Annotated in this window: 16 protein-coding genes; 11 read left to right on the forward strand and 5 right to left on the reverse strand. The window is 58.0% G+C overall.

All coding sequences use genetic code 11. The features are described 5' to 3' along the window. The first annotated feature begins 3 nt into the window (after positions 1-3). The 4 genes from AC2FJ6_RS08240 to AC2FJ6_RS08255 all read left to right on the forward strand — a co-directional run bounded on the left by AC2FJ6_RS08240 (position 4) and on the right by AC2FJ6_RS08255 (position 5,088). Entirely contained in the window at positions 4-945 is a 942-nt protein-coding gene (locus tag AC2FJ6_RS08240; protein ID WP_170769431.1) for a hypothetical protein, read from the forward strand. Beyond that, entirely contained in the window at positions 942-2,963 is a 2,022-nt protein-coding gene (locus AC2FJ6_RS08245; protein WP_496668789.1) for a hypothetical protein, read from the forward strand. The genes AC2FJ6_RS08240 and AC2FJ6_RS08245 overlap by 4 nt, the downstream gene beginning before the upstream one ends. Before the next feature lie 105 nt (positions 2,964-3,068). Next, positions 3,069-4,064 (forward strand): glycosyltransferase family 2 protein, encoded by a 996-nt coding sequence (locus AC2FJ6_RS08250; RefSeq protein WP_170769433.1) that lies wholly within the window; start codon positions 3,069-3,071, stop codon positions 4,062-4,064. A gap of 34 nt (positions 4,065-4,098) precedes the next feature. Then, entirely contained in the window at positions 4,099-5,088 is a 990-nt protein-coding gene (locus AC2FJ6_RS08255; protein ID WP_170769434.1) for a hypothetical protein, read from the forward strand. On the opposite strand, the gene AC2FJ6_RS08260 is transcribed toward AC2FJ6_RS08255, so the two are convergent. Further along, positions 5,085-5,972, reverse strand: a complete 888-nt coding sequence (locus AC2FJ6_RS08260; protein WP_170769435.1) for a haloalkane dehalogenase — start codon at positions 5,970-5,972, stop codon at positions 5,085-5,087. The genes AC2FJ6_RS08255 and AC2FJ6_RS08260 overlap by 4 nt on opposite strands. A gap of 181 nt (positions 5,973-6,153) precedes the next feature. Here AC2FJ6_RS08260 and AC2FJ6_RS08265 point away from each other — a divergent pair, with 181 nt between their 5' ends. Next, complete coding sequence (locus tag AC2FJ6_RS08265; protein ID WP_496668791.1) at positions 6,154-7,626, forward strand: hypothetical protein; 1,473 nt, start codon at positions 6,154-6,156, stop codon at positions 7,624-7,626. A 2-nt stretch (positions 7,627-7,628) separates the two neighbouring features. On the opposite strand, the gene AC2FJ6_RS08270 is transcribed toward AC2FJ6_RS08265, so the two are convergent. Further along, positions 7,629-7,931 carry a DUF6476 family protein gene (locus AC2FJ6_RS08270; protein ID WP_170769438.1) on the reverse strand — a complete coding sequence of 101 codons (303 nt, stop codon included), beginning with the start codon at positions 7,929-7,931 and terminating at the stop codon, positions 7,629-7,631. On the opposite strand from AC2FJ6_RS08270, the gene AC2FJ6_RS08275 reads away from it, so the two are divergent. The 5 genes from AC2FJ6_RS08275 to AC2FJ6_RS08295 all read left to right on the forward strand — a co-directional run bounded on the left by AC2FJ6_RS08275 (position 7,930) and on the right by AC2FJ6_RS08295 (position 12,399). Continuing rightward, positions 7,930-8,964, forward strand: coding sequence for an RluA family pseudouridine synthase (locus AC2FJ6_RS08275; RefSeq protein WP_170769439.1), 1,035 nt, complete (start codon positions 7,930-7,932; stop codon positions 8,962-8,964). The genes AC2FJ6_RS08270 and AC2FJ6_RS08275 overlap by 2 nt on opposite strands. Positions 8,965-9,110: 146 nt before the next feature. After that, a complete protein-coding gene (gene rpoH, locus AC2FJ6_RS08280) occupies positions 9,111-10,007 on the forward strand; it encodes an RNA polymerase sigma factor RpoH (protein ID WP_170750687.1) in 897 nt (298 codons plus the stop codon). Between the two features lie 199 nt (positions 10,008-10,206). Beyond that, the gene (locus AC2FJ6_RS08285) at positions 10,207-11,181 is read left to right on the forward strand and encodes a Gfo/Idh/MocA family protein (RefSeq protein ID WP_170769440.1); all 975 of its coding nucleotides are present in this window, start codon (positions 10,207-10,209) and stop codon (positions 11,179-11,181) included. Positions 11,182-11,238: 57 nt separating this feature from the next. Next, positions 11,239-11,508, forward strand: a complete 270-nt coding sequence (locus AC2FJ6_RS08290) for a DksA/TraR family C4-type zinc finger protein (RefSeq protein ID WP_170769441.1) — start codon at positions 11,239-11,241, stop codon at positions 11,506-11,508. Positions 11,509-11,511: 3 nt separating this feature from the next. Next, the gene (locus AC2FJ6_RS08295) at positions 11,512-12,399 is read left to right on the forward strand and encodes a DMT family transporter (protein ID WP_170769442.1); all 888 of its coding nucleotides are present in this window, start codon (positions 11,512-11,514) and stop codon (positions 12,397-12,399) included. On the opposite strand, the gene AC2FJ6_RS08300 is transcribed toward AC2FJ6_RS08295, so the two are convergent. The 3 genes from AC2FJ6_RS08300 to AC2FJ6_RS08310 form a co-directional block, all read right to left on the reverse strand. After that, positions 12,400-14,220: a M3 family oligoendopeptidase gene (locus tag AC2FJ6_RS08300; protein ID WP_170769443.1), complete on the reverse strand. Its 1,821-nt coding sequence runs from the start codon at positions 14,218-14,220 to the stop codon at positions 12,400-12,402. A 67-nt stretch (positions 14,221-14,287) separates the two neighbouring features. Further along, entirely contained in the window at positions 14,288-15,253 is a 966-nt protein-coding gene (locus AC2FJ6_RS08305; RefSeq protein ID WP_496668793.1) for an alpha/beta fold hydrolase, read from the reverse strand. Then, positions 15,253-15,543: an SCP2 sterol-binding domain-containing protein gene (locus AC2FJ6_RS08310; protein WP_170769445.1), complete on the reverse strand. Its 291-nt coding sequence runs from the start codon at positions 15,541-15,543 to the stop codon at positions 15,253-15,255. Before AC2FJ6_RS08310 ends, AC2FJ6_RS08305 begins: the two co-directional genes overlap by 1 nt. Positions 15,544-15,613: 70 nt before the next feature. Here AC2FJ6_RS08310 and AC2FJ6_RS08315 point away from each other — a divergent pair, with 70 nt between their 5' ends. Further along, positions 15,614-16,183 (forward strand): tetratricopeptide repeat protein, encoded by a 570-nt coding sequence (locus AC2FJ6_RS08315; RefSeq protein ID WP_480503006.1) that lies wholly within the window; start codon positions 15,614-15,616, stop codon positions 16,181-16,183. Positions 16,184-16,197: the final 14 nt, after the last annotated feature.

Below are 16,197 nucleotides of genomic sequence, written 5' to 3' on the forward strand. Positions count from 1 at the left end.
CCCATGGCAGACGATCTTTCGAAAGAGCAGCTTCAACCTGAACATCCTGATCGCAAGACCGGGTACGAGCGCATCTTGACCGATCCCGCTCCGCCGTGGTTCGTGGAGCTTTACCCCGGCGGTGATGGCACCGGATTTCTGGAAAAACTCGACCGCCACTCGATCCTGTTTCATCGGCGGTCTGCATCGCAACTGGTTGTTAGCTTTGACAATATTGCCAACGCAAACGACCTGTCCTTTGCGCGCGAACCCTGGGGGTGGAAGTTCTTTCGCGATGAGGGGTGGTCGCATATGGGGGTCTTTGCCCGCACCAAAGCCTGGTATCGCGACCCCGAGATTCTGACTTATTTCGAAGGTAAGGCTGCCGCAGGCTTCTTTAACGGTTTTGACCGGGTCGTGTTTGCCGGGGCCTCGATGGGCGGGTTCGGCGCGCTGACTTTCTCACAGCTTGTTCCGGGCGCGCATGTGATCGCGTTTAATCCGCAAACCACGCTGGATGAGCGTCTGGTGCCATGGGAAACCCGCTATCGGTTCGGCCGGGTACAGGATTGGGATCTGCCCTTGAGCGATGCGGCGCAGACGGTGGGTGCGGCTGGGCGTGCCTATGTATTTTATGACCCTTTCTTCGATCTGGACCGCAAACAGGTCGAGCGTTTGCAAGGCGACAATGTGTTGTTGCTCAAGACCTGGTTTTCCAACCATTTTGCTGCCCCGATGCTGCGTAAACTGGATATCCTGAAACCGGTCATGCTGGGCGCGATGGACGGCACGTTGGAACCGGAAGGGTTTTACAAGATGATGCGCGCGCGCCGCCGTTTGCCCTTGTATATGCGCGGCATCGAGAGCATGGCAGGCGACCGCCATGACGCATTGGTCCGGCAGGCGCGCCAACGGTTTCGTAGGCTGCGCCGTTCCGCGATGGCCGCCGCAAGCGACGCGTCATGACCGCCGCGCGGGGCGTCTTTATCGGTCAGCGCAAGGATCGCATGGGCGCGCGTCTGCTGATGATGCTGACCTGCATTCGTTTGGCCGAGGATTTTGGCGCCGACTATAAGGTCAACTGGTTTCCCAAAGGCGCCGACGCCCCCGAGTTGGACACGCCTTCGGAGTTGTTCACCCAAAGCTGGATGGACACGCATTTTCTGGATGCGGACGCGTTCGAGACTTTGACACAGGACGCTTTGCCAGTCTGGTCGTTTCTGGGGGACAAATCCCCTGATCGGTTGCAGGCGCATCTGGCAGCAGGCCGCTCGGTCTTGGTCGAAGAAGGGTTCGAGGTCCTCGCTTTTCCATGGGAGGATATCGAAGCAATTCGCCCTCGGTATCGGGATTTCATCCACCGGATCGGATTTTCCGAGGATATCCGGGCCGTCATGGAGCAGGCTGATGCACGGCTTTCGGGGCAGGGGGTGTCAGCCTATCACATACGCCGTGGCGACATTCTGAATGGCGAGCCGTGGAAGCACACCACATGGCCCGCCAAGATTGAGCCCGAAGAGTTGTACCAGGCGCATCTGGAAAAGACCAAGGGCCAAACGGCAATCATTTTCTCGGACCAACCGGAACTGATCGCCCGGTTCCAGAGCAAGTTCCCGCAGCTTTTACAGATGTCCGATATCGCCGACCTGTCCAGCCTGTCCCGCGCCAAGCGCGATTTCCTAGAGCTTTATGCGATGTCGCGGGCCGATCAGGTGATTGCGCCAGCAGTTTCAGCATTCTCGATGGCAGCATCGCGGATCGCTGGGTCACAAAGCAAAATGTTCCGTGAGGTTCTGTCCGAGAGCGAAATGACTGAGGCTCATGAAAAAGTGGTCGAGCGTCTTCGAAATGGACCAAGCGGATTTATCAACGGCTCGGAAGCGGCGCATATTTATGCCAAGGCCACGTTTCATTTGTATTCATTGCATTCGGCTGACCGTGCGCAGGAAGCGGCAGACATAACCCACGCCTTATTGGACACAGAAGCGGACAATGCGTTCCTGCCCTTGTTGCAGGCCATTAATTTATTCTATCTGCAACAGTGGGACGATGCACTGCGAATGGCGGACCTCGTTCTTGAAAATCCAAACACCTGGCCAGAAGACTACGCAGTGGCAAGAGCTTTGCGCGCAGCGACCTTGGGCGGTCAGAAGAAAAGATGGAACGCTGCCCGAGAATTCTCTCAGGCTTTCTGGGCCAAACCCCTGCGGCCCGACATAACGATTTTTGGCTCACGCCTGTTGTTTCGGGACCAAATGGCGTATCGCGTACTACCCCCTGCGGATTGGGCTATGCAGAGAGCGATCAGGCGGTCCTGGTTCAACTACAATGCGCATATCGCGCAAAGGAAGGTCATTTCGCGCAGGCCCTGCAACTTTGATTTGCTGTTGCTTGATTGGGCTTTTTTGTCCGTGGACGAAAAAGCGCGACGGCTGCCACATGACCGAGACCGTTTGTGGATATTGCAAGATGGTCTGTCGAACATGGCAAATCTGTCCCCTTTGATACAAGTACCTGAAAATAGTCCAAGCCATCTGAGTTTGTCTGGGGTGCTGCAATTGCGGTTGGGCGAACTCAGCTTAACCGCGGCAGTCGATCAAGCTCGAAAGGTGTGTAAAGACTGCCCGGATAATCCTCTGTTTTATAAGAGGTTGTGCGACTTGTACGAAGCTGACGGTGAAGTTTCTCAGGCTAGGTTGACTATGGGGGACGCGATCGCTTGCGACCCTGACAACCCGTTCCTGATCTTCGCTATGGGACAGTTTCTGACACGCAACAACGCAGTGGAACAGGGGCAAAGCCAGATCATTCAAGCGGCGGACCTGGACGACAATACCGCTGCAATCCAAGGAGAAGCAGGACAGATCCTATTGCGGCGCGGAGATCGGCAGCAGGCCCGCAGATACCTGAAACGCGCGCGTGACCTGTGTCCGACCTTCAAAAAATTCTCGAACCAGCTAAAGCGGGCAGGCGGCGATGGGTGAGTTTTCCGCTTGGTGCCCCTGCCAAAAATTCGTAGTTTGTTCGCAAAATCTAAACGATCCCGCGACGAAGCTCCGGGCAACAAGAAAGCAGCAGGGCAGTCTTTCATGACCGATCAGGATCCACGCTATATCAGCATTACCCCTATGAAAAACGAAGGCCCCTTCGTGCTGGAATGGGTGGCGCATAACCGGGCGATAGGCGTGGACCAGATCGTGGTGATGACCAACGATTGTACTGACGGCACAGATGCTCTGCTAGGACGGTTGGATGAGCGTGGGATCGTCACCCATGTAGACAACAACTCGCGCCGCCGGACCAGCCCGCAGAAACGCGCCTATAATGCTTTCATGCGGATGGACATCGCGCGCCCGCAAGACTGGGTCATTGTGATTGACGCGGATGAGCATATCAACGTCAAGACCGGCGACAACACGCTGCGCGCGCTGACGCAGGCGATCCCCGAGGCCAGGACCATCTCGATGACATGGCGGCTTTTCGGCAATGCGGGGGTCGAGCGGTATGAGGATCGGTTTCTGTCGGACCAGTTCCGGCAGGCCGCGCCCGAGCGGATTTTTCGACCTCCGCAAGCGTGGGGCTTTAAGACGATGTTCCAGCGAGAGCTTTGGGACGCGCTGGGCGTGCACCGGCCCAAGCGCCCGACGGTCGAGACGATGGAGGAATGTCATTGGTACAACGGCTCAGGTAAACGGATGCCTGACCGGTACTATGACAAAAGCTGGCGTTCGGCGCGGGATTCGGTGGGGTATGACCTCGTGCAACTGAACCACTACGCCCTGAAATCCTGCGAGAGCTATCTGGTAAAAAAGATGCGCGGGCGGGCGCATCATTTGGGTGAAAGCCTTGGCATGGAATACTGGAACATGATGAACCAGAACGCCGAGACGAACACATCCATCGATGTCATTCTGGATCGCAAACGGACGATTTACTACGAGATGCTATCCGACCCCGAAACGGCGCGTTTGCATCATAAATCCTGTGACCTGCATCGCCAGCACATTGCCCAGCTGCGCGAACAGCCTGAAATGCGGGAATTGATGCAGCAGATGACATCGGGGTTCGAGGTCAGCCAGCCGTGAGGCAGGGTTTGGGCAATAAGGCGAGGGCGCTCTGATGCTGTGGCTACATCTGGGCATGCCCAAAACCGGCACGACCGCTTTGCAGGGGTTTTTGCGCGACAATTCTTCAGCTCTGGCGGATGCGGGTCTGCACTATATGGAGGCCGGGCGCAGGCGGTTGGAGGGTAAAACCCGACTGGTGATGAGCCACAACATCATCGCCTTTCACATCAACCAGACCAATGAGCCCATGGACCCGTTCCGCGCAGCCATGACCAGCGAATTCGACGATCATGCGGATCGGACCTGCCTCGTGTCCTCCGAAATGTTCTATTCGGTCGATTTGGCGCGTTTGGCACAAGTATTCGCGGAAATCCCAGCACGGCAGCTACGGATCACCTTCTATTGCCGCCGCTATTCCGATTTCTTCGAGGCCGACTACAAGCAGCGCGCCAAGAACGGTCGTTTGGTGAATGCGGGTTCGGGCTATATCAAGGCGCAGCTTGCGCAGATCGAGGCCAATCCGGCGCAGTATAGTTTCGCCGCCAAAGTTGCCGACATTCGCACCGCTTTTCCCGGTGTCACCGTGGTGCCGATGCTATATGATCGGGCTGAGATGACGAATGGCCATGTGGTGGCCGATTTTTTGACGCGGGTCGGGACTCCGGTCGCGGATGACCTGATGGGCCAGCAACCTGCCAATCCGTCCCAGTCACGTGCCGCGAGCGAAGCCTTTGGTATCGTGACCCGCGCAATGGGGCGCAGGAAAAGCCGTCAGTTGCGGCGGACCACACTGGATTATCCAGTCATGGTGCGCCGCAACGATGTGCTGGAACCGGACGAGCGCGCGTGGTTGGATGACTACATGGCTGGCCAAGACTTGTCCTTTCAGCGGGAATTCTTCCCTGATCGGCACAGCCTGTTTTCGCAGGTCGAGTTGAGCGCGCAGGAACAGGCATTTCGCCGAGACACGCCGCAGGAATATGAGGCGCTAAGGAAGGCATCCGAAATCGTGTTCCGGTTGGCGCTAGAGGCGCAGCCTTAGGGTAAAGTTACCAGCCAGTCAGCCAGCTTGTCACCGATTAGGTGCGGGTTGTCTTCCTGTATGAAATGAATGCCCGGCCCGATATCGACGGTCTGCAAGTTCTGGATGGTCTCGCGGCACCACGCGACGCCGTCTTCCCGGATCGTACCACCAGGGCTGGCATAAAACAGCAACATCGGTATTTCGGTCTCACCCATCCATTGACTATAGGCACTGACGATCTGGTGCATGTCCGAGGGAGAGCCATCAATCGGTATCTCGCGGGGCCATACCCGCACTGGTTGGCGGCTGCGCGCGGTTGGGTAGGGCGCGCGGTAGGCGTCCATCTCTTGCTGGGTCAGGTCGCGGACAATGGCGCTGGGCAGGATTTTTTCGACAAACATGTTCAGACCCGAGATCAGCGCCCATCCCAGTCCCGGTGTGCGCATCATCTTGAATCCGGCGCGGAAATCAGAGGGGAATGCGGCCCATGTCATCGGGCGAATGATCCCTTCCATAAACGCGATGCCGCGGATGTTTTCGGGATGTCGGCTTGCATAGTGAAACCCAAGGGCCGAACCCCAGTCGTGGATGACCAGTATTACATTCGTCAGACCCAAGGCCTTGATGAACCCGTCGACAAAGGGGACGTGATCGACAAAACGATAGGGGATGTCGGGTTTGTCCGATTTGCCCATACCGATCAAATCCATCGCGATGGCGCGATGACCCTTGGCTGCATAGGGGATGATATTGCGCCACAGATAGGAGGAGGTCGGGTTGCCGTGCAGAAACAGAATTGGTGCACCTTTGCCTTCATCCACATAGTGAATTTTCTGACCGTTGACCTCGATATATTTGGAGTCGAACGGAAATTCGGCTGAGATCGGCTTTTCGGAATGCATTGAGAGGGCCTTTCTGAGGTGCGCGCATACGGGATCGCTGCGGATGCGCAACCATAGCAGCCCTTTTGGGCAGCAGCGCAAACAATTGCGTTAGTAGTCAAAGGCGCTGGGCGGCATGGTCTTCCGATTGTAGCATTCATTTGCCCCTCTGGTCGGGGCCGCAAACAGTAAGGAGCAGCCCGTGGTCGATATCCCGAAACCCTCAGCCTGGATTGAACTGCTTTCGCGTGCGGCACATCCCGGTTTGATGGATGCTGCGACCGATCCCGATTTGCTGATCGTACTGATCCTGGCCAATCTGATGAGCGACCGGCTGTGGCATATCCGCGATCAGATCCTGTCCCGAGTGGACCCGACGGGGCGGGACCTCGCGCCAAACAGCCAGGTCACCCATGAGATGCTGGAGTACATCGACCGCCATTTCACCCATGACTTCCCCATGGGCACGGCAGATCGTGTGGGGCTGCTGAACCTTCAGGATGAAAGGGACCGGCTGGGGGCAGAACCTGTTGATCGCATCAAGGCACAGCTTTGGCGGCACGTGACCCGCCGCCGCTCGGACGGGTTGTTGACCCCCGCGCTGGACATCTTTCCGGTGCTCGAACGAGATCAATTGCCGCTTTACATCTACAATACAATCGACGGTTTGCATGCTATGTCGCGTCTGATGGGCCATAAAAAGCACCGGCCTATGGGTGTCACCGTTTGCGCGGATGAGGCTACGCTGACAACGTCGCTGGCCACAATCCTGCATGGTATTTCGCTGGTGGATGCCTTTATGGTCGGCTCTCCGGGCCACTACACGACGTTGTTGCAAAAGGACGGCCAGCGGTTCTGGTGCAACGGAAAGCCGGAGTATTTTGATCAGGCCGGGTGGCAGAGGCTAATGGACGGCCCGGAAGCCGCCGACCCTCTGGCCGAGTTCGACAGACGCGTGCCCTATGCCGACAGGTTCATCACTATGTACGGAACATTGGTGCTGGACGGCAGGCCAAGTACGATCCCGTCAGAGCAGTTAGACCGCTTCAATGCTGATTGCAGGGCGTTTTTCGGGATTGAGCTGCCGCCGTTTCGAGCACTTCGTCGCCAAGACGTGACCTTCGTCCCTAGCCGGGCGACAACCGAGCAATTGAGGCGTTTTGACACTCTGACCAGCGCGAAAGAGGTGCGTAGCCTGTTGACCGAGCTTGCGGCTTCGGATGAACTCTCGGTCTTTGGCAAGGCGCTGTATTGCTATCGGGATGTGTCGGTTCTGGCGCCAGGGGCGTATTTGGCGAACTCTTTGCGCGGACCGAAACTGCGGCAGGCGGCGCAGGAAATTGATGGGGTGGAGGCCGCGCTGGACCGGATCAGGCGGATCGCGGGAGATTTCAGTATCTATGGCCGCCGCGAGAGGATTGCGATGGCCGATGAAGTGCTGTTGTTTGATACGGGCGATGATGTGGACCGGGGGCTGTTGCTGCTATCGTTGGTTCTGGCCTCGCCAGGCATCGACGCAGAAGCGAAGCGCGCCATGCAACTTATCGCTACGAAAGAGGCGACGTTTCTGACCTTGGGCCATACCGTTCTGGATGTCGCAACGTTGAAGCAAACCGATGCAGCGGTTGGCTCGACCCTACTGCGGTTGAGCGTTGAGTCGCTGACCGCGATCTAGGGCTACTCCACTACGATCTCTTGCCGTTGCCGTCCGGTTGTCTTGTCGAATATCAGGATGCGGTTGTCGTCCGTGACCACGGCGTACCAGTTGTTCCCGATGGTGACCGCCTGCGCCTTGGCGCCGTTTGGCAGCTCGATCTGATCGGGCAGGGTGGGGGTTCTGTCCGATAGCCGGATGACAATCAGCGCGAATGTCACTAGAACGCCGCCAATCATCACCGCGGTCAGCAGCATGACCATCCGCCGCAGCAATCGAAGCTGAGGCGTTTCCTGCGGTTCTTGCGGTTCGGAAGGGACAGTCATGGGCACTCGCCAGATTGAATTTCAGATCGCGGCAGATCCGCCGCCACGCCTTGATAAGGCGCTTTCGCGCGATGTGCCACCCGAGGAAAATCTGTCTCGCACGCGTCTTGCCCGATTGATCGAAGAAGGTGCCGTGTGGATCAACGGAACCGTGGCCAGCGATCCCAAGGCAAAAGTGGCCGAGGGCACATCTGTCACGATTGCGGTGGCCGAGGCCGAAGACAGCCATATCGGCCCCGAGGATATCCCGCTGGAGGTGGTGTTCGAGGACGCCGATTTGATCGTCATCAACAAACCCGCGGGCATGGTAGTGCATCCCGCACCAGGCTCGCCCAATGGAACGCTGGTGAATGCTCTGCTGCATCATTGCGGAGATGACCTGTCGGGCGTGGGTGGCGTAAAGCGCCCGGGTATCGTGCATCGAATTGACAAGGAAACCAGCGGCTTGCTGGTCGTCGCTAAATCAGATGCCGCGCATCACAGCCTGGCCGCCCAATTCGAGGCCCACACGGTCGAGCGCTATTATCGCGCGGTGTGCTACGGTGTTCCCGACGCCAACGCTCCCCGTTTGCGCGGTGTGAAGGGTGTCAGTTTTGAGCCCGGCAACATCATGCGCCTGACCACGCAATTGGCCCGTCACAAGACCGACCGACAGAGACAGGCGGTTCTTTTCCATGGCGGGCGTCATGCCGTGACGCGGGCGCGGGTGGTTGAGACATTTGGCGACCCGGCGGGATTGGCCTTGATCGAATGCTGGCTGGAAACGGGCAGAACGCACCAGATTCGCGTGCATATGGCCCATGCGGGACACGGTTTGGTGGGCGATCCCGTCTATGGCGGCAAACGCAAGCTCGCGGCCAAAGCGTTCAGTACTGATACCGCCGAAGCGGTGCGCGCCTTCCCGCGACAGGCTTTGCACGCCGCGGTTCTGGGGTTCGAGCACCCCGTCACTGGCGATATTTTGCGGTTTGAGGCTAATTTGCCGGAAGACATGGAGAAACTGATTGATAAGCTGCGCGCGCCGTTGTCATAATATGCGCACACTCGTGAGTAACGCGTTCTTATCTTTTCTTTATCGTTGGTTAATACCACTCTGTTAGCGCTGCCTCTTGAATGAATCGGGACGACCTCCCATATCCTATGTTAACAACTTAAACATTTGTCGGAGGGACACGAATTATGGCAAATTACGCAAATCTCCCCGCGCCGACGCCCGAGGGTGGCCTGAACCGCTATATGCAGGAAATCCGCAAGTTTCCGCTGCTGGAGCCGGAAGAGGAATACATGCTGGCCAAGCGCTGGGTCGAAGAGCAAGACACTGAATCGGCTCATAAAATGGTTACGTCGCATCTGCGCCTGGCGGCTAAGATCGCGATGGGTTATCGCGGCTACGGTCTGCCGCAGGCCGAGGTGATTTCCGAGGCCAATGTAGGCCTGATGCAGGCGGTCAAACGGTTCGACCCGGAAAAAGGGTTCCGTCTGGCGACCTATGCGATGTGGTGGATTCGTGCCTCGATCCAGGAATATATCCTGCGGTCCTGGTCGCTGGTGAAGCTGGGAACGACCTCGGCGCAGAAAAAGCTGTTTTTCAACCTGCGCAAGGCCAAGGCGCGTATCGGCGCGTTGGAAGAGGGTGATTTGCGCCCTGAAAACGTGGCGCAGATCGCCAACGATCTTGGCGTGACCGAAGAGGAAGTCATCAGCATGAACCGCCGGATGTCTGGTGGTGATGCCTCGTTGAACGCGACCGTCGGGTCCGAAGGCGAAGGTACCATGCAGTGGCAGGACTGGCTTGAGGATGAAGATGCCGATCAGGCAGGCGACTATGAGGCGCGCGACGAGTTGGACGCACGCCGTGAATTGCTGGCCGCCGCGTTGGAGGTGCTGAACGACCGCGAAAAGGACATTCTGACTCAGCGCCGCCTGATGGATCAGCCTGTGACGCTGGAAGAGTTGAGCACACAGTATAACGTCAGCCGCGAGCGCATCCGTCAGATCGAGGTGCGGGCCTTCGAAAAGCTGCAAAAGAAAATGCGCGACCTTGCGCGCGAGAAAGGGATGCTGGGCCAGATGTAATCCGGCCGCTGCGAACCAAAGCCCGCCTGAGACGGCGGGCTTTTTTGCGTCCAATACCGTTTAAGGTCTCGCTCTCTGATAAGTGATGTGTTGACGTCAGAAATGGCCAAAAATGCCTGACTTCGTGCCTAGACGTTGCTAAAAGAACCGAGATTGGGCCGTTAGCGATAACGGTCATGCTGAAATTTGGGAGGGACTTATGCAAAACCCGGTTCAATGGGGCGTTCTGGGCGCCGCGAATTTTGCGCGTCGGTTTATGGCTCCGGCTATTCACGCGGCGGAAGGCGCGCGGCTGGCCGGATTGGCAACGTCAAGCCCGGCCAAGGCCGAACCGTTTCAGGCTTTTTGCCCCGATCTGACCGTTTATGACAGCTATGATGCGCTGCTGGCCGATCCGCAGATCGATGCGGTTTATGTCCCGCTGCCCAATCACCTCCATGTAGAGTGGTCGCTAAAGGCCTTGGATGCCGGTAAGCACGTGTTGTGCGAGAAACCCATGACGATGCAGGCGTCCGAGTTCGATGCGCTGATTGCCAAGCGGGATAAGACAGGACTGTTGGCTGCCGAGGCCTATATGATCGCGCATCACCCGCAGTGGCAGTTCGCCAAAAAGCTGATCGCGGATGGGGCCATTGGCAAACTTATCCATGTGACCGGTGTGTTCACCTATGACAATCGCGCCGACACAGGCAACATCCGAAACCGCCCCGAAACTGGCGGCGGCGGGTTGCGCGATATCGGCGTTTACACGATCGGCAGCGCTCGGTTTGTCACTGGGGAAGAGCCGGTCGAGGTCCGCTCGACGATCCGATGGGAAAACGACGTGGACGTGTTCACCGAGACTAATGCGCGCTTCCCCGGATTTACCTATTCGACCTATGTGTCGACCCGGATGCACCCGCATCAGGCGATGGAGTTTCACGGCGAAGGCGGTGTAATCCGTTTGACCGCGCCGTTCAATGCGCGGGTTTTTGACGTGGCGCAGGTCGAGTTGCATCGTCCGGGGCTGGAAGTGCAGATCACACGCTTTCCCGGTGACGATCAGTACATATTGCAGGTCGAAGCCTTCGGTCGATCCGTGCGGGAAGGGGCGACCTATCCGTGCCCGTTGGAGTTCTCGCGCGGGACGCAGGCGATGATTGACCAGGCGTTTGAGGTGGCGGTCTCACTCTGACTTGCCACGCGCGGGTCCGGCAGCCTAGTCTGGTCGTCACCTGAACAGGAGGCGACAATGGCAGGCGGCTGGGCGCGCGACGGCGCGGTGAGTGAACAGATCGAGGCGTCGATATCCGACGAACTAGCCCGGATGCAGGCGCAAAAGCGCCCCCAGGGCGAAAGCCTGACCCATTGCGCAGAATGCGAGGAGCCGATCCCCGAGAAACGCAGACTTGCCTTGCCGGGGGTGAAACTCTGCCTGGAGTGCCAGCAGGATAGGGACGGTGCGTTCAAAGCGCGGTCCGGGATCAATCGGCGCGGGTCCAAGGACAGTCAGTTGAAATAACCGATGTCCCAGCCTGCGCAAAAGAATCCCCTGTTGCAGAATGGATTGGTTCTGGGGTTCCTGGCTGCGTTCTTGTGGGGTACGCATAGCGTCATCGTGCGCTATCTGACCAGCGATCTGGGCGGGTTGCAAATCGCGGTCTCGCGCCTGTTCATCGCGGCGTTGGCGATTTATTGCATGTTGCGTCTGATGCGGGTGTCCGTCTCGGTCCGGTTGGGTGACTGGAATTTCCGTCTGGCCGTATTGTCGACCGTCGTGAACTATATCCTGTTCCACATCGGGCTTGAACATACCGGCGCGGCCAATGCGATGGTTTTGGAGAACACGGCACCCTTTTTCGTGCTGGTTTTCCTTTATTTCTTTGCGGATACACCGGTTACGCGAACCGATGTTCTGGCCACAGCTTTGGCCATTCTGGGCGTTTTTCTGACCGTTTTCCGGGATTTTCAGGGAGGCGGAGAGCCCTTGTTTGGGGATATTCTTGAAATCGGAGCCGGGCTAAGCTGGGCGGTCTTCCTGATCTCAAGCAGTCGGGCTATGCGCAATTCGAAATCGACCGGAGAGCGGCTGAACTTCCTGTTCGGCATCTTCTTGTGTTCCGGGGCACTTCTGCTGCCGCTGGCCGCGTTTTCGATGCAGGTTCCGTCCGCCAATGACGTGGTGTTCCTGATCTTGCTGGGCGTGCTGCCGACCGCCTGCGCCTATTACTTGTGGTACGAGGCTGCTGCGCGGGTTTCGACCTTGACCGCAACCTTGATGTTTGCGGCCTCGGTCGTGTTCACCTTTGTCAATTCGGCGCTGTTTCTGGGGGCCGCAATCACGCCGATTGCAGCCCTTGGGGGTGTACTGATCGTGGCGGCCGTGTTTCTGACCACCAAAAACCAGAAATGATCAGCCTTCCATCGCTTCCAATTCGTCTATGAAGCCCGAGATCATCGACAGGCCCTTATCCCAGAACTTGGGATCGCTGGCGTCCAACCCGAACGGGGCCAGCAATTCCTTGTGGTGCATCGAACCACCGGCGCGCAGCATCTCGAAATACTTGTCCTCGAACCCTTCGGCTCCGCTTTCGTAGACCGAGTACAGCGCGTTCACCAAGCCGTCGCCAAACGCGTAGGCGTAGACGTAGAAGGGCGAGTGGACGAAGTGCGGGATATAGGCCCAGAAGGTCTCATACCCCTCCATGAATTCGAACGCGGGGCCAAGGCTTTCGGCCTGAACGCTCATCCACAGGGCGTTGATGTCGTCAGGCGTCAACTCACCTTCGCGGCGGGCGGCGTGGAGTTTGCATTCGAAATCATAGAACGCAATCTGGCGGACGACCGTGTTGATCATGTCCTCGACCTTGCCCGCCAATAGCACTTTGCGCTGTTCGGGGGTTTCGGCCTGATCCAGCATCTTGCGGAAGGTCAACATCTCACCAAAGACCGAGGCCGTTTCGGCCAGTGTCAGTGGGGTAGAGGACAGCATCTCGCCCTGACCGGCGGCCAGTACTTGGTGGACACCATGACCCAGCTCGTGCGCCAGGGTCATCACGTCGCGCGGTTTGCCCAGATAGTTGAGCATCACGTAGGGGTGCACGTCGGTCACGGTCGGGTGGGCAAATGCACCCGGCGCCTTGCCCGGCTTCACGGCCGCATCAATCCAGCCCTTGCTGAAGAACGGGGCGGCGATTTCGCCCATGCGCGGGTCAAAAGCGTTATAGGCATCCATCACGGTCTTTTCTGCCTCGTCCCAGCCGACGATGCGTGTGTCTTCCATCGGCAAGGGCGCGTTGCGGTCCCAAACCTGCATCACGTCCAGACCCAGCCATTTGCGCTTGAGCTCATAGTAGCGGTGGCTCAGCTTGGGATAGGCGGCGACAACGGCTTCGCGCAAGGCCTCAACCACTTCCGGTTCCACGTCGTTCGACAGGTGGCGACCGGTCTGAGCGGTTGGCATATTGCGCCAGCGGTCTACGATTTCTTTCTCTTTGGCTTGTGTGTTGTGAACGCGGGCAAAGGTTTTGACGTTCTCTTGAAACACCCGCGCCAATTCGCGGGCGGCGGTCTCGCGTTTGGTCCGGTCCTGCTCGGTCAGCAGGTTCAGGGTGCCTTCGATGTTCAGCTCTTCACCTTCGATATCAAAGGTCAGACCGGCGATGGTTTCGTCAAACAGACGTTCCCATGCATCGCCGACAACACCCAGATCGTGCAGGAATTTCTCCAGCTCATCCGACAGTTGATAGGGCTTCATCGCGCGGATGCGGCGGAAGACGGGTTCGTACCGGCCCAGATCCGCGTTGGCGTCGAATCGGGCTTTCAGCGCGTCATCGTCGATACGGTTGAGCTCGAGCGTGAAGAACACCAGCGGCGTGGTGAAGATGGTAATCTTTTCCTGCATATCAGACAGGAATTTGGCGCGGTCCGCATCGGTGGTCAGCTGGTAATAGCGTAGACCGGCGAAGGACATGATCCGCCCGGCAATGGCGTTGATCTTTTCATTACGCTGGACGCATTGCAGCAGTCCATCGGCATCCAGATCCGCCAGTTTGCCCTCGTAGTCTGCGGCAAAGGACGCACATTCGCCTTCCAGCCAGTCCAGATCGCGCGACAGTTCCGGCGCCTCTTCCGAGCTGTACAGATCCGTCAGGTCCCATTCCGGCAGGTTGCCAAGATTGTCGGACCCGCCGACTGCGTTTGCGTCACGGACGGGGAAGGGAAGGTCGCGCATGGATTACCTCGAAATAACAGCTTTCGCCAACATCTAGGCGCGCCGGACAAGGATCACAAGCAGGGTGTTAGTCAGACAGGGCAGGTTCGCGTTCAGCGGCCATGAAATGCGCCGCCAACTGGTCGAAAACGGGGCCGCGGACCTCGGGCGCTTCCATCAAAACCTCGTGTTCGCCGTCGGGGATTTCCACCAGCGTGCCGCTGGGCCAGTTGGCCATGCGGACGCGGATGGCCTTGCGGTCCACGATTTGTTCATGGGTTCCCAGGAAAGTCAGGCAGGGGGTCTTTGGCGCGGGTTGGTCCATCAGCCACGCGCATTCGTCCAGTGCTTCGCGCAGCCAGATGGTGGAGGGCGCGCCCAGCGTTAGCTCGGGGTGCGCGTTCAGTTGATCTTGCATCATCTTGTACATCGCCGGATCGCGGGTCAGTACATTGCCTTCGAACGGTTGCGACAGCACATAGCTTTCCAGAGATGTGGTCGGCGGAGTCTTTTCCCCCAGCCCCAACCGAGGCCCCCAATAGGCGGTCAACCGGCTGAGCGGTTTCATCAGCGGAGTAAAGAAAATACCCCACATCGGCCCGGTAAAGGCACATGTAGCGAAGTGATCGCTTTCGATCACGGCCCGCAGCCCTATGGCGCCGCCCATCGAATGCCCGATGAGGTGCCATGGCTTTGGCAGGTCCAGCTCAATAGCAAGGTTCAGCGCGGCCTGAACGTCTTTCTGATAATCCGGTATTGTATTGACATGACCGACTCGTGGGTCATCTAGCAACCGATCCGCAAGCCCCTGACCTCGCCAGTCGATTGCAAGGAATGCAAGGCCACGACCGACAAATTCGCTCGCGGTATCGCCGTATTTTTCTATATATTCCGTGCGGCCAGGGAACATGAACACCGTGCCGCCGCTGTTGGTTTCAGGTTGCCAATGGGCCACCCGAATGCGGACATTATCCGTGGTGTTCAACCAGTGGGCCTGTCCGCCGGCTGGGGCACCGGCCACGTCTTCGAACAAGGGGGCCGGTGACGCGTTCATCAGGCTAGCGCCGATGCCAGTTGCATGGCGACACCCATGTCACCATCGACGGTCAGCTTGCCGGACATGAAAGCACCAGTCGGGTTCAACTCACCACTGAGGATTTGTTCGAACGTGTCGACATCCGCGCTCATGGTGACGTCGGCCTCTTCGTCGCTGACGCGCGCGCCGCTGCCGTCCAATACGATTGCACCCAGGCCTTCGATGGCGAACTTGGCGGATGCGCCAAAGCCGCTGTCGGCCAGTTTTTCGTTCAGCGCCGCTGCGGCTTTTTCCAGAGTGTCGCTCATGGTTCTCCTCACTTTGATTTGAGCGCAGGGAATGGACATCCCACTGCGCTACGCTACACTGAACGTTGTTATGAGCATTGCAAGCATCAATCTCAAAGGTATCGTCGCGGCAACCGCGCTCCTAGTCACGTTTTCCATCCCTTGTCTTGCACAGCAGGCCGACTCGCGAGATGAAGCCGAGCTATTGCAGCAATTGGCGCAATCAACACCTGATCAAGCGATTGGCATCGATCGTCAACTCAAGTCGCTTTGGTCCCTGTCAGGGTCGGCTTCGGCAGACCTGTTGTTGGAACGAGGACGCGAGGCGCTGGAGGATGGCGATACCAAGGCCGCCATCGAACATCTAACAGCGTTGACTGATCACGCCCCGGACTTCGCCGAAGGATGGCATGTGCGGGCGTCGGCCTTTTTCGGGATCGAACGCTTTGGCATGGCGGCGGCGGATCTGGAATATGCCCTGTCGCTGAACCCCAACAATTACGAGGCGATCTACGGATTGGGATTGATCTTTGAAATCGTGGGTCAGCCCGATAAGGCGCTGCAAGCCTATGAGCGCGCATTGGCTATACATCCCCATCATGAAGAAGTAACCAATGCGGTGAATCGACTGAAGCCTCAGGTCGAGGGCTCGGCCCTCTAAGAGGCAGGGGGCAA

The sequence above is a fragment of the Ruegeria sp. CDSA089 genome (assembly GCF_059612205.1).